The following is a 14,015-nucleotide window of genomic DNA, read 5'->3' as shown; positions in this document are numbered from 1 at the left end:
TATTAGGGCACGCAACAGTTCCGTAATTCATGTGATGCTGGTCACTAAAAGCGCTTTCCTGCTTCTGCCTTAGGGTTGCCTACCCTACAGTTCCTCGGGTGGGTATCTTTCCCCAAAGCCCACGGGGACCCCGGTCCGCCCTCACTCTTCCCCAGAAAGCAGTGCCTCAATGAAGATTCGCAACAGCGCTCTGGCCGGCATCGCCCTCGCCGCCAGCGCAGCACTCAGCCTGTCGGCCTGCGCCGGCAGCGGCACGCCCGCGTCCACGAGCTCAGCGTCCGCTGCCGCATCAGCCGGAGCAGTCTCGGGCGAAATCACTGTGTACAACGCCCAGCACGAAAGCCTGACCAAGGAATGGATCGATGCCTTCACGGCAGAGACCGGCGTCAAGGTGACCATGCGGCAGGGTTCGGACACTGAACTGTCCAACCAGATCATCCAGGAAGGCCCGGCGTCCCCGGCCGACGTCTTCCTCACCGAAAACTCCCCCGCCATGACGCAGGTTGAGAACGCCGATCTCTTCGCTGACGTGGACAAAGCCACCACCGAGCAGGTCCCCGAAGAATTCCGGCCCTCCACCGGCAAGTGGACCGGCATCGCCGCCCGCTCCACGGTGTTGGTCTACGACAAGAACAAGCTGACCGAGGACCAGCTGCCCAAGTCCATGCTGGACCTGGCCAAGCCGGAGTGGAAGGGCAAGTGGGCAGCTTCACCGTCCGGCGCCGACTTCCAGGCCATCGTCTCCGCCCTCCTTGAGCTCAAGGGCGAGGCTGCCACGGAAGAGTGGCTGGCCGGCATGAAGGAGAACTTTAAGGCCTACAAGGGCAACAGCACCGCCATGAAGGCAGTCAACGCCGGTGAAGTGGATGCCGCACTGATCTACCACTACTACTACTACGGCGACCAGGCCAAGACCGGCGAGAACTCCAAGAACGTCACCCCGTACTACTTCAAGAACCAGGACCCGGGCGCGTTTGTGTCCGTTTCCGGCGGCGGCGTGCTGAAGACCTCCAAGAATGCGGCCGCGGCGCAGGCGTTCCTGAAGTTCATCACCGGCAAGAAGGGCCAGGAAGTCCTCAAGGACGGCACCTCCTTCGAGTACGCCATCGCCTCGGATGTTCCGGCCAACGAGAAGCTTGTCCCCATCGCGGACCTGCAGGCGCCCACCGTTGACCCTGCCAAGCTGAACTCCCAGAAGGTCACCGACCTGATGACCAAGGCAGGACTCCTGTAATTTCGTGATTCCTGATCTATCGGCTCCCCCTCAAGGGAGCACGACGACGGCGGGCCGGGGCAGCAGCCCCCGCCCGCCTTTCGGCGTTTCAGCGGTGTCCATCCTGGCGGTGCTGATCGCCCTCTTTTCCCTCGTCCCCCTGGGGTACGTGGTTTACATGACGGCGGCAACCGGGTGGGACACCGCCGTCGAACTCATCTTCCGGCCGAGGGTCCTCGAACTGCTCCTCAACACCCTCCTGCTGATGGCCTTCACCGTCCCGCTCTGCCTTCTCCTGGGCGTGGCCGGCGCGTGGCTGGTTGAACGCACCGGGCTGCGCGGTGCCCGGATCTGGGCGGTTCTGCTGGCAGCACCGCTGGCCATACCCGCGTTCGTGAACAGCTACGGCTGGGTTTCGGCCGTCCCGTCCCTGGGCGGGTTGGGTTCCGGCGTCCTGATCGCCACGCTTTCCTATTTCCCGCTCGTGTACATCCCGGCCGCCGCCACCCTCAGCCGGCTGGACCCGGCCATTGAGCAGTCGGCAGCGGCGCTGGGTCTGGGCGCCTGGCGGACGTTTTTCCGGGTGGTGCTCCCCCAGCTGCGGATCGCCATGACAGGCGGCGCCCTGCTGGTGGGCCTTCATCTGTTGGCCGAGTACGGGGCGTTCGCAATGATCCGCTTCGACACTTTCACCACCGCGATCATGGTCCAGTACCAGTCCACGTTCAACGGCGCCGCCGGGAACATGCTGGCCAGCGTCCTGGTGTTCTTCTGCCTCCTCCTGCTCCTCGCCGAAGTCCGCAGCCGCGGGAACGCCAGGTACGCCCGCATCGGATCAGGCGCACAGGCCAAGGCGCTGCGGCTGCCGCTGCGCGGTTATCAGGTACCGGCGCAGCTCTTCCTGCTGGCGCTCACGGCGCTGGCCTTCGGGCTGCCCCTGTTCTTCGTGCTGCGCTGGACAGCGGCAGGCGGGGCGGACGTATGGGCTGGGGATGAATTCCTGCCCGCCCTCCTGACCACCCTCGGCTACGGCATGGCAGGAGCCGTGGCCACTACTGTGGTGGCTTTCCCCCTGGCCTACCTAGCCGTCCGCCATCCCGGCTGGTTCAGCAAGTCCCTGGAACTTTCCAACTACGTCACCAGCTCACTGCCTGGCATCGTGGTGGGCCTGGCCTTCGTAACTGTCAGCATCCGGGTGGTCCCGGGGATCTACCAGACGGCGGGGGTGCTGGTGGCTGCCTACGTCCTGCTGTTCCTCCCCAGGGCCCTGGTAAACCTGCGGGCAGGGCTTGCCCAGGCGCCAAAGGAACTCGATGAGGCCGCGCAGGCACTCGGCAAGCCGCCGCTGCTCTCCTTCATCCGGGTCACCCTGCGGCTCACGGCGCCCGCGGCTGCGGGCGGAGCTGCCCTGGTGTTCCTGGCCATCGCCAACGAACTCACTGCCACCCTGCTGTTGTCCCCCAACGGAACCCGCACGCTGGCCACCGAGTTCTGGAGCAAGAGCAGCGAAATCGACTATGCGGGAGCCGCCCCCTACGCACTCCTGATGATCCTGCTCTCGGCCCCCATGACCTACCTCCTCTTCCAGCAGTCCAAGAAAGTAGCCGGCCAGTGACCGAACAATCCCCTCCCCGGCTGCCGGAACCGCGGATCGCCCCGTCCGTGGCGACGTCCACCAACAGCCACCTGGAGATCACCGAGCTCACAAGGAATTTCGGCACGCAGGCTGTGCTGAAGGGCGTCAACCTCTCCGTCGCCAAGGGCGGAACCACCGCCATCGTTGGTCCCTCCGGCTCGGGCAAAACCACCTTGCTCCGACTGATTGCCGGGTTTGAGCACCCGGCTACCGGCAGCATCTCACTCAGCGGAAAAAAGGTGGCGGGCGATGGGGCTTGGGTTCCGGCCCATAAACGGCATATCGGGTACGTGGCCCAGGACGGCGCCTTGTTCCCGCATCTCACTGTGGCAAAAAACGTGGCATTCGGACTTGACCAGGCCAAGCTGGACGGCGGCCGGCGGGCGGTGGCGGACCGGGTCCGCGAGCTCCTGGAGATGGTGTCGCTGGATCCGGCCATGGCCAAGAGGCGTCCCCACCAGCTTTCCGGGGGCCAGCAACAGCGCGTTGCCCTTGCCCGCGCCCTGGCCCGTGAACCGGAATTGATGCTCCTGGATGAGCCGTTCTCCGCGCTCGATGCCGGACTCCGCGTAGCCACCCGCAGGGCGGTGGCCAAGGTCCTGAACCAGGCGGGTGTTACCACCATCCTGGTGACCCACGACCAGGCCGAAGCGCTCTCCTTCGCCGACCAGGTAGCGGTGATGCGCGGCGGAAAGCTTGCACAGATCGGCAACCCGTTTGTGGTGTACACCCGCCCCGCGGACCGCGCTACCGCCGAATTCCTGGGCGACGCCGTAATCCTGGACGCCTGGATGGAAGGGTCCTTGGCGACGTGTTCCCTTGGCGGGATCCCCGTCCGCCGGCCACCCGCGCAGGGCCGGGTGCAGCTGATGCTCCGGCCCGAACAGATCCGGATCGCCGAGGACGGCCCCATTCGCGGGGTGGTGGTGGAGACCGACTACTTCGGCCCTGAAACCACTGTGCGGCTAAAACTTGCGGTTCCGCCCGAACTGGCCAGCAGAGCCGACCACCGCTATCCGGGCGGCGGCGAGGTCATCACCATCCGGCACTGGAACGCCTCCCTCGCCCGGCCAGGGATGGAGCTTTGCCTGCGCGTTGTGGGCGAAGGCGTGGCGTTTCCATCTGAATCCTGACCGGCCGGAGGGCGTTCCAGCTTCGTAACGGCGGTATCATCGAGGGTTGCCCCGATCCAGCGGCGCCCGCCCCGAGAGGTATGTAGTGTCAGTCGAGATAGTCTCTTCATCACCCCGCCGCGCCTACCGGGCTGCCCGAACACCGGCAAAAACACCGTTCAGGCCAGAGATCCAGGGACTCCGTGCGCTGGCGGTGCTTATGGTGGTGGCCTACCACGTGTGGCTGGGCCGCGTTTCGGGTGGCGTGGACGTTTTCCTGATGATTTCGGCGTTCCTGATGACCCTGCAGTTCACAAACAAATTCGACCGGGACCAGTCGATGGACCTCATCCGTCACTGGCTGCATCTCTTCAGGCGCCTGTTGCCGGCCTCGGCGGTGGTCATTGCGGCGACCTTGTTGGCCACGTTCCTTTTCGTGCCAAGGATCCGCTGGCTCGGCATTGTGGAACAGGGTTGGGCTTCGCTGCTGTACTTCCAAAACTGGCTGTTGAAGGCCCAGTCAGTGGACTACTACGCCGAGGACCGCGGCCTGGCCAGCCCGTTCCAGCACTTCTGGTCGCTTTCCATTCAGGGGCAGGTCTTCATCCTTTGGCCCCTGATCTTTGCCGCTGCTGCGGTAGCCGCTAAGGCCTTCCGGTTAAGGTACCGGGTTCTTCTGACCTATCTGTTCGGCGGCATCTTCGTGGGCTCGTTGATCAATTCGGTCTTTTACACGTACTCCAACCAGGCGCAGGCCTACTTTGACACCGGGGCACGGCTCTGGGAGTTCGCGCTCGGCTCGCTGGTGGCGTTGGTTCTGCCCGGCCTGGCTCTCTCGCGGATGGTTCGCGTGGTGCTGGGTTGGGTAGGTGTGCTGGCGATGCTCGGCTGCGGTTTGGTCCTGCAGGTCCAGACCGCGTTTCCCGGATTCATCGCGCTGTGGCCGACGCTGGCCGCCGCTGCCGTCGTCGTGGCCGGCCAAAGTGGAAGCCGCTTCGGAGTGGACAGGATCCTCAGCTCGCGGTTCCTCATCCGGTTGGGCAATAATTCCTTTGCGTTGTATCTCTGGCATTGGCCTGTTCTTGTCATTTACCTCATCTGGTCCGGAAAGGACCACGCCGGTTGGCTCTCAGGCAGTGCTGTTGTCGCCGCCTCCCTGGTCCTTGCCTTTCTGACATCGCGGTTTGTGGACGCGCCGGGGCGCCAGTGGAAGTGGCCGGAGGTCAGGCGCCGCCGGGCTGCCATCGCCATCGTGGCGATAACAGCAGTGGCGGCCGTCCCGCTCGCCGGGTGGCGGTATGCCCTGGACGAGGAAAACCGGGTCCTGCTCAGTGAAGCGCAAAGGAACAACCCGGGTGCGAAAGCCCTTCTCCCCGCCTATATCGACACGACAGATCCCGACGCCGGAATCCTCCCGACCGCAGCAAAACTCTCCAAAGACTGGGCGAACCTTGATATTCGCTGCAAGGGCGAGATGGCACCTGGGCCGGGAGCACTCGAAAAAAACTGCATGCAAACACTGGAGATCGAGCAGCCGGACAAGAAAGTACTGGTTGTAGGCAATTCCCATGCCCAACAGTGGACGGGGGCGCTGAAACCCATTGCCGAGCGGCACCATTGGCAGCTGTATTCACTGCTCAGGGGTGGCTGTGTTTATGCGGCTCCCGGGGCCGATGTCAGCGAGGTGTGTGCCGCCTTCAACGCAGAGGTTGACCAGTACCTTAAAAAGCACAAACCGGATGCAATCTTCACAGTAGCCACGTCAGCAAGTCCATCCTCGCCCAACGAAAGGCTGACTTCCGGTTTCGAAGCGATGGCCCGTGCGGCCACCGCCCAGGGGATCGACGTCATTGGCATTCGTGACAACCCGCGGTTTCGCAGCAGCATGTCAAACTGCGTTGTGACCAAGGGCCCCCATGACCCCGCCTGCAACCCACCCAGACAAAGCGTCCTGCCGGACCAGCCCCCTTTCACCCCACTGGTGAACCAGATTCCGGGGCTCTCGCTACTGGATATGTCTGACAGCATCTGCACCCAAACCACATGCCCGGGCCAGATCGGCAACATGTTCGTCTACCTGGACAACAACCACCTCAGCGCGACTTATGCCGCAAGCATGTCCGAAGAGTTGGAAAGGAAGCTGATGGCCGCGACAGGCTGGTGACCGACCAGCTGATTCCAGCTCAACCGGCCATCCCGGCCACTGTTGTTTGAAGGCGACTATGCCAATACCCTCCGGCGAGTGCCGGAGGGTATTGGGCTGTAGCGGGTTCCTGTGTCCGTCAGTCCGTGCGCACCTGGGAGGTGGCCGTGCCGCCGCGGCTGGATTCGACCGTCACTGCGGTGATCTGGTAGGTCGGGCCGGGCTTGGCCGTCAGGGACCAGTTACCGAGCGAGTTGATCATGACTGTTCCCAGCTTGGTCTTGGCACGTCCGAAAGACACATCGTAAATGGTGACCGACGCCGAACCGGACGGGACGGCCCCGCCGACCCTGGAGGTGCCCGCAATGGCCAGGTCCTTCCGGAGGCGGTGCCGTGCGGTGGTGATGCTAAGGACTTCGGTCTGCGCGGCCGGGGCTTCAGCCGTTGCGGTCGGGGTGGGCGTTGCGCTTTGGGTGGGGGTTGCGGTGTCCGTTGGCTCAGGCGAATCGCTTGAGTCATTACCATCAGCAAGTTCAGTATTTACGGGTGCCGGTTCCTCCGCCACCACCGGGGTGATCGGGTGCGGCCGCGACGCCTCGATGGGATCGTTGGGGTCGGGGTCGTTCTCGTCCATGCCAACGCTGAACTGGGCCATCATGTCGTGATCCTCGTGCGGGAGGTTGTGGCAGTGGATCATGTACCGGCCACGGTGGTGCTCAAACTTCATGAGCAGCCGGACTGTCTCGCCCTCGCCGACGTAGACAACGTCCTTTGGCCCGCGCTCGTAGTTGAAGGGTGCTTGCCCGTTGCGGCTGAGAATCTGGAAGTCCACCAGGTGAATGTGGACCGGATGGAACCAACCACCCGAACTGTTTTCGATTTCCCAGATTTCCACGTCATTCAGGTCAGGGTCTGCCAGGACTTTCCGGTAGCCGCTCTCCACTACCTCGTCCCATGTCATGCCGCCGATGGTCCATACGTCGCCGTCCCGCTTCACGCGCATACGCCGGGTCTTCACCGACTCGGAAGTCTTCAAGCTCATGGTGGTGCTTGACGTGAGCAGTTTCGGCATCACCTTTGCGGCCGGTCCGGACGTGTCCACCGGTTCATCCGTCACATCAAAGGCCATGACCCTGCCGGTGTAGTCGTAGTCAATGTTGTTCTTGTTGGACGCGTTGCGCAGTTCCACGCGCTTTCCTGCGGGGTACTTGGAGAAGTCGATGAGGATCTCATAGCGCTCCGCGCTACTGTGCCGCCATGACGTCACCTGCTGGGCCGAGGGCATCAGGCCACCATCCGTGGCGACCATTGTCACGGGATCCCCGGTGCTCAAGGAGAAACGGTAGGAACGTGAAATGGAGGCGTTAAGGACGCGGAAGCGGTAAATCCGCCGCTGGACCTTCATGACCGGCCAGGGAGCGCCGTTGACCAGGATGACGTCACCCCAAAGGCCGGAGTGGGTGTTGTCGTCGTAGCCCAGGGAGCCGTCAGCGGCGAACATGGCATCGGAAACGGTCAACGGTACATCGAACTTTCCTTGCGGGAGCAGGCTCCGTTCCACCTCGTCGTGCAGGTGGTAATGGCCCGCCAGCCCGGAATAGACACTTTGTGCTGTGTTGTGGACGGCATGGTCGTGGTACCAGAGAGTCCGCGCCGGCTGGAAATTGGGGTACTCGTAGTCCTTGCAGTAGCCGAGGCCGGTCAGATCGTTGGCGTACCCGTCGAATTGGGGCAGTGAAGCGGAACCGTGCAGGTGGGTGGAGGTATCGAGCCGGTACCCCCACTGGGGATGGAGCAGCGGCAGCACGTTGTCCATCATGAGAGTGATGCGGTCGCCCTGATTCACCTTGATCGTGGGGCCCGGGAACGTCCCGTTGTAGCCAAGGATGGGCGTGCTCAGCCCCGGCACAATGTTGGCCGAGCTGAGCTTCTGCTGAATGCGGTAGTGGTGCCTGTTATGGCCGTCGGCATCCACCGTTGTTTTTGAGGGCACAAGCACCTTGGGGACGGTCAAATAACGCTGGTAGGGCTTGGGCATGTTGCCGAAAGCCAGCCGGCTTGCTGACTTTGCCTCGACTGATCCCAGTGGGACGGCAAGCCCAAAGGCGCCGATAATTCCGATACCACCTATTTGCATTGCCTGCCGGCGTGAAATGGACATGCACACAGAGTGGGGGGAGGACATTGCGAAAACATTGGGGAAATCCGGGGACCCGTGATGCCAAGGATTTCCCAAGCGGGTTACACCAAGCTGGCATGACGTAAAGGGCCGCATTGCCGTGAAAACGGGATCAGGGCCAGTAGAGCGGCGGAAGGGGCGCAATGTCGCTAAGAACTCGGGTAATGGCATGTCTGGCCCTGCTGGTGGGCGGGACGCTGTCGCTGGTCTGGGCCTACACGTACGGCAGCAGCGCGAACCCTGGCTTACTGGACAGGACGGGCCCGGCCGTGACCTGGGGCTTGCCCACCGCCAAGCTGGTGTTCAACCTCGCCAGTGCCGGCACTATTGGCGCCTTGGTGCTGGCAATCTTCGCACTCCCCCACAGTGGAACCCCGTATCAGCGGGCACTCCGGCTTGCTGGTTGCTCGGCGGCGGTCTGGGCCGTGGCCGCTGCGGTACACACATCCGCAAGCTTCCTGCTCCTTGCCAACCGGGCACTTACGGAGGGCTTCGGTGATGAATTCCTGACGTACCTGACCAGGATTGACGCCGGCCGTGCCGGCGCACTCAGCACTCTCATAGCCGCGGCCGTGACACTGATGTGCTTCCGGCTCAAGAGCCGGCGCACTCTTGCCGTCACCGCCGTCGCGGCTTTCGCCGGACTGTTGCCGCTGGTCATGAAATCCCACGCGGCCGGCGGCATCGACCACGCGGACAGCACCACCGCCCTGTTCGTCCACGCGGCCACCGCGGCGGTCTGGCTCGGCGGCCTCCTTGCGCTGGTAGTGCTGCGACCAGTGCTGCCGGCCGGCCAGCTGGGCGTCACGGTACGCCGGTACTCGACCCTGGCGCTGATCAGCTTCATCGCCCTCGCAGTCTCAGGATTCCTGGGCGCCCTCACCAGAATCAGCACGGTGGAGTCCCTGCTGAGCCCCTATGGTGTGATCGTCCTGGCCAAGGCCGGAGTCTTCGTCATCCTCGGGCTGATCGGTGCACTCCACCGGCGCTGGTCGGTGGGACGGATTGAAAAGAACCCGGACCGGGGCGGCAGGCACTTCACCGGCCTCGCCGTCGTCGAACTCGCAGTCATGGGCGCCGCCTCCGGGATGGCTGCGGCACTGGCCCGAACAGAACCCCCGCCGGCCGCCGGATCCGGAAAGACGTCCGCCGGGGACTTCGCCGCAGGGCTGCCCGAGCCCGGCCTTTGGGAATACCTATCCCGCTGGGCCCCTGACCCGTTATGGATCCTGGCCTGCGGCTTCGCCGTGGTTGCGTACCTGGCCGGCGTGCGGCGCCTCCGGGCCGGGGGCCGTTCCTGGCCCCTGCACCGCACGGTGGCGTGGCTTGCGGGAATGGCTGTCCTGTTCGTGGTTACGAACGGGGGCGTGCACATCTACCAGGGCTACCTGTTCAACGCCCACGTACTGACCCAGATGATGCTCACTGCCGTGGTGCCGTTACTGCTCGTCCCGGCTGCCCCGCTGACTTTGGCCAAAATGGCCATCACGGCCAGGACTGACGGCAGTACCGGAGTCAGAGAATTCCTGGATCGGTCCGTGGAACCGGTACTGGGAGCGCTGCGCAGGGATCCAATCCTGACCATATTTATCCTCGCCGCGTCCTTGCTCGTCATCTACTACACCCCTCTGCTCGAATGGGCGGCCGTGGGACAAATTGGCTACAGCACCATGACCCTGCTCGCCCTGCTCACCGGCTCCCTCGCCACCGCCGCGCTCACCACGGCCCCGGACCAAGGCACCAGCAGCTCCCGCAGCCGGCTGATCGTCCTGGCAGGCATGGCCGGCGTCTACGCATTCGGCGGGTTGAAACTTCTGGAGCAGGCTCCTGCAATGGAGATGCCCTGGTTCACATTGGTAGGCCAACCCTGGGGGTTCTCTCCGGCTGCTGCCGCGGAACTGGGCGGCCCCATCATGTGGTCCATCGCCGCCGTAGCACTCGCCATTACAGCCGCCATGATCATCGTTCGCCGCGGCCAGAGCCTGCAGAACCAGGATCCGGGGCCCGCGGACAGCACGGCCCGGGAGTCCGCGGCTGTACATGAAGAACTCGCCACTCCCTCTGCCTGAGCGGGAGCGGCTCGCCGGTTCCCTAACACAGCCCGGGCTGCAAGGTATTTTCCGGGATAGTCCCGGCAGGCCATGCGGCGTCCGTTCCTGACCGATGCACTTTGAAAGGCACCCACCGTGAAGACCTCCATCCGCCGTACCCTCAAAATCACCGGGGCCGCCGCGCTCACTGCTGTCCTCCTGGCCGCCGGCGCGGCCGCAGCTACTGCCCACGTAACCGTCGATCCCTCCGTAACAAAAGAGGGCGGGTTTACCAAGCTGACGTTCAGCGTTCCTAACGAATCCGCCACAGCCAAAACCAGTCGGCTCGAAGTGAAGCTGCCCACCGAGACCCCGCTGACATCCGTCTCAGTCAAGCCCATCGACGGCTGGAAAGCCCAAGTCATCACCACAGACCTGCCCAAACCTGTGGAGGTCCAGGGCACGACGGTCACAAAAGCCCCTACCAGCGTGGTCTGGACCGCGGATTCCGCCCATCAGATCGGGCAAAACGAGTTCCAAACCTTCACCATTTCCGTAGGCCGCCTCCCTGTTGCCGGCACCACGGTGGTCCTGCCCGCAGCGCAGGGCTATACGGACGGGACAACGGTCAACTGGGCCGACACGGAGGTTGCCGACCACGACCATTCAGCAGCAACGTCCTCCGCAACGGCATCAACAGCACCCACTGGAGCTGAGCCGTCCCACCCGGCACCGTCCTTCTTGACGACGGCAGCAGAATCGGATGCGGCCCACACCAGGACGGCCGCCGCAGCCGCAGAGGCGGCGCCCGCCGCGCCGGTTGCCGCTGCTTCTTCATCAAACGGTGGGGACACTGCCGGCTGGTTTGGGCTCGCCGCAGGCCTGATCGGCCTCGCCACCGGTGGGACGGCACTGGCACGCAGCCGCCCCGTCAGAAACAACTAGGTAGCCGCTTCCCGCGGAAATACCGCCGGGACTTACACGCGCGGGTTCCTCCGCTCCGCCCCACCGGTGGTGCTGCCGCTTGGCACGTCATACGCAGCAGCGCCAGCCGCAAAAAACAAAACCCTGGCTTTAGTAGCCAAACCCCTAAGATCCGCCAAGGCCGCCCCTGACGGCTTCCGACCGGAGACCACCGGGCCCAAAGCCACGGCTGGTTGAGGTAGAGACCTCAAGGTTGTCTGGGTCAACGTAAGCCGCCTGTCTGGTCCAACATTCCTTGGGCACCCTGCCCTTATCCGAGGTTTCCACAAGGTGCCCCCCAAGACGCTGGTGTTGTTCGGAATGAGCTGTGACTCATGAACCACTGATCCTGGATGTCAGCCGCTGATTGAACAACCGCCGGGTCCGGCGTCGGGGGACGTCGCCGCGGTATAAGCGGCACAAGGCCGCCCGCCCTCGTGAAAGTTTTTCCTGCACCCCACTTATGGGAAGGCCTCGCGTTTTTGCCCCGAACCAGCCTTCGACAAGGTTTTTGCAACAAGGGTTCTAACGTTTCTCCAACTCGGGTTCATGAAAGTGGTTGTTATCTCGCAGGCGTCAGTCCTGCAGCTGAACTATTCCGGGGCCTGAGAGCTCCGTTAAGGAAAGGACCCGTAATGAGCTTTCGAAAGCTTGTTTCTCCCGGTTCGCCTGGTAACTCGTCCTCACGCAGACTTGTCACTGGCTTGCTCGCAGGAACCACCACGCTGGCACTTGTGGGAGCTGGTGCGTCCGTTGTGATGGCGGCGAACCCCCCGGTCGGCCCTGGCAACATTGAAATCTTCACCAAGCGCGACATGGTAGCTATCGAGGGATACGCTGCACAGGCGGGACAGGACGCAACCATCCGCGTGTCCCGGGGCGGTAGCCTCATCGGCGTCGCACGCGGCGTAGTGGATAGCACAGGCTTCCTTGAGGTCAATCACCCCGGAGGTGTCTGCTGGGATCTGGTCACACCCAACATCTCAGGAGGCGACGACGTCACGGTCGAGTTTGAGGACGGCAGCTCAGACGGAGCGATAGCAGGCACGGCGGTCATCACGAACGTCGACTCTGTTGACGGGTCTCCCACTCCGGACGCCGGTGATGTCGAGGGCAAGGTTGTAGTCAAGGGCACGTACGGCGCGGACGTCGACATCGCCCGCATGGCCGTGGAAATCGTCAACCCTGACATGAGGGACATGGGCATCGGCGAGCGGGCAATCGGCTGGCCCGACGATGAGACACCTGCCGGCTACACGGTCGAGGGCAGCGCTGGGAACGGCGAGTTCACCGTGACGTACGGTTTCTTCTCCGAAGCCGAGCGGGATGCCGCTCTTGCTGGTGACCCGTCCGTCGCCAGCTGGCAGGCAGAGCCGGTTGGCGTCGAGGCCCAGCTCGGCCTGACCATCTCCGAGTTCAAGGAGATCGACGGCCCAGGCTTCGGCGGATGCCCCGCGGGGCCCTCCGGGCAAGCACCCAACCAACCAACTGAGGTTTTCGCCAGCACGGCAGGCAACAACAGCATTACCGCCACATGGGCAGCCGCCACCGTTCCCGCGGACGCTCCTGCCATCACCGGCTACGAGGTAATCGCAGAGGATACTGTTCTCGACCAGGAAGTGAGCATCAAGGTCGGAGCCGAAGCAACAAGCGCAACCATCCGCGGTTTGGTGGACGGTCAGGCGTACCCGGTCAAGGTAGTGGCCTTGAACGGACAGTCGAGTAACCCCGCGGCGGCCGGCACGGTTAGCGTGACGTCTGCCGAGCAGCCCCCAGCGGCCTCCGCACCCGCGGCTCCGGGCAACGTGGCCGTGAAAGACGGTTCCCTGCTCGGTTCAGCGGATGTCACGTGGACCGCGGCCGCCGCCAACGGCTCGGCTGTAACCGGGTACACAGTTCAAGCGCTGTCCGGGAATGAGGTAGCCGCTACGGCTGATGCCGGCAGCGGTGCCACTTCAGCCAAGCTCGAAGGGCTCACACCAGGAACGGAGTACAGCTTCGTCGTCACTGCTAACAGCGTTGCGGGCAACACTGCAGCTGAACGTGTGGCCTTCTCCGTGAAGGCAGGGGCACTGACTGCACCTGCCGCTCCCAACGTGGTTAGGGTAACCACCGGCAACGGCGGCGCGACTGTCGAATGGCAGGCTGCAGCCGCCGGCAATACACCGGTTACCGGTTACGTCCTGACGGCTACCCCGGCATCCGGAACAGCTGTCACGGTGAAGACGGACGCGGCAGCGCGTAACGCCGCGCTGAGCGGGCTTACCAACGGCACCACCTACACCCTCAAGCTGGTCGCGACCAGCGCAGCAGGCGAGAGCGCTCCGGCAACCTTTGGTACCGGCGCTTCGGCAACCCTGACTCCCGCGGACCAGCTCACGGCCACGGCCGAGTTCCGCGCTGACAAGCGGGAATGGCGGATTGGTGGAAGCGCCAGCATCACCACCGGCAACACAATCACGGCAACCAACTCCAGCGGTGCGCGGATCGGCACTGCGACGGTCGCTGCTGATGGTAGCTGGACGATCCGCGCTCGTAACTCGACCGCGGCAGTGACGCCAACCATCAAGGTGACGTCCTCCGCGGGCGGATCCATCACGGTAGCCGCCACGACAAGGTAGCCGAATTCACTGAAGAAGGCGGATCTTTGAACTGCTCCCCGAAAGTTGGACTGAAATTTCAGGTCTGACTTACGGGGAGCAGTTTCATGAGTGAAGCAGTTGCACGGCGGCAGTCGCT

The 14,015-nt window shown here is 63.8% G+C and carries 8 protein-coding genes; 7 read left to right on the top strand and 1 reads right to left on the bottom strand.

Annotation, left to right across the window (positions count from 1 at the left end):
* Window positions 1-169 precede the first annotated feature (169 nt).
* From QFZ70_RS04000 to QFZ70_RS03985, 4 genes are all read left to right on the top strand, one after another.
* A complete protein-coding gene (locus tag QFZ70_RS04000) occupies window positions 170-1,234 on the top strand; it encodes an iron ABC transporter substrate-binding protein (RefSeq protein WP_307094204.1) in 1,065 nt (354 codons plus the stop codon).
* 4 nt (window positions 1,235-1,238) lie between these two features.
* Window positions 1,239-2,828 (top strand): iron ABC transporter permease, encoded by a 1,590-nt coding sequence (locus QFZ70_RS03995; RefSeq protein WP_307094203.1) that lies wholly within the window; start codon window positions 1,239-1,241, stop codon window positions 2,826-2,828.
* On the top strand, window positions 2,825-3,982 hold the full coding sequence (locus QFZ70_RS03990) for an ABC transporter ATP-binding protein (protein ID WP_307094202.1): 1,158 nt from the start codon (window positions 2,825-2,827) through the stop codon (window positions 3,980-3,982). Before QFZ70_RS03995 ends, QFZ70_RS03990 begins: the two co-directional genes overlap by 4 nt.
* An 85-nt stretch (window positions 3,983-4,067) precedes the next feature.
* Window positions 4,068-6,125, top strand: coding sequence for an acyltransferase family protein (locus QFZ70_RS03985; protein WP_307094201.1), 2,058 nt, complete (start codon window positions 4,068-4,070; stop codon window positions 6,123-6,125).
* A gap of 118 nt (window positions 6,126-6,243) precedes the next feature.
* On the opposite strand, the gene QFZ70_RS03980 is transcribed toward QFZ70_RS03985, so the two are convergent.
* A complete protein-coding gene (locus QFZ70_RS03980) occupies window positions 6,244-8,265 on the bottom strand; it encodes a multicopper oxidase family protein (protein ID WP_307094200.1) in 2,022 nt (673 codons plus the stop codon).
* Window positions 8,266-8,447: 182 nt separating this feature from the next.
* On the opposite strand from QFZ70_RS03980, the gene QFZ70_RS03975 reads away from it, so the two are divergent.
* From QFZ70_RS03975 to QFZ70_RS03965, 3 genes are all read left to right on the top strand, one after another.
* Window positions 8,448-10,352: a cytochrome c oxidase assembly protein gene (locus QFZ70_RS03975; RefSeq protein WP_307094199.1), complete on the top strand. Its 1,905-nt coding sequence runs from the start codon at window positions 8,448-8,450 to the stop codon at window positions 10,350-10,352.
* 117 nt (window positions 10,353-10,469) lie between these two features.
* Complete coding sequence (locus QFZ70_RS03970) at window positions 10,470-11,258, top strand: YcnI family protein (RefSeq protein ID WP_307094198.1); 789 nt, start codon at window positions 10,470-10,472, stop codon at window positions 11,256-11,258.
* 722 nt (window positions 11,259-11,980) lie between these two features.
* The gene (locus QFZ70_RS03965) at window positions 11,981-13,897 is read left to right on the top strand and encodes a fibronectin type III domain-containing protein (RefSeq protein WP_307094197.1); all 1,917 of its coding nucleotides are present in this window, start codon (window positions 11,981-11,983) and stop codon (window positions 13,895-13,897) included.
* Window positions 13,898-14,015 lie beyond the last annotated feature (118 nt).

Source organism: Arthrobacter sp. V1I9 (assembly GCF_030817075.1).
GTDB lineage: Bacteria > Actinomycetota > Actinomycetes > Actinomycetales > Micrococcaceae > Arthrobacter.
This window is presented reverse-complemented; position numbering and strand designations above follow the sequence as displayed.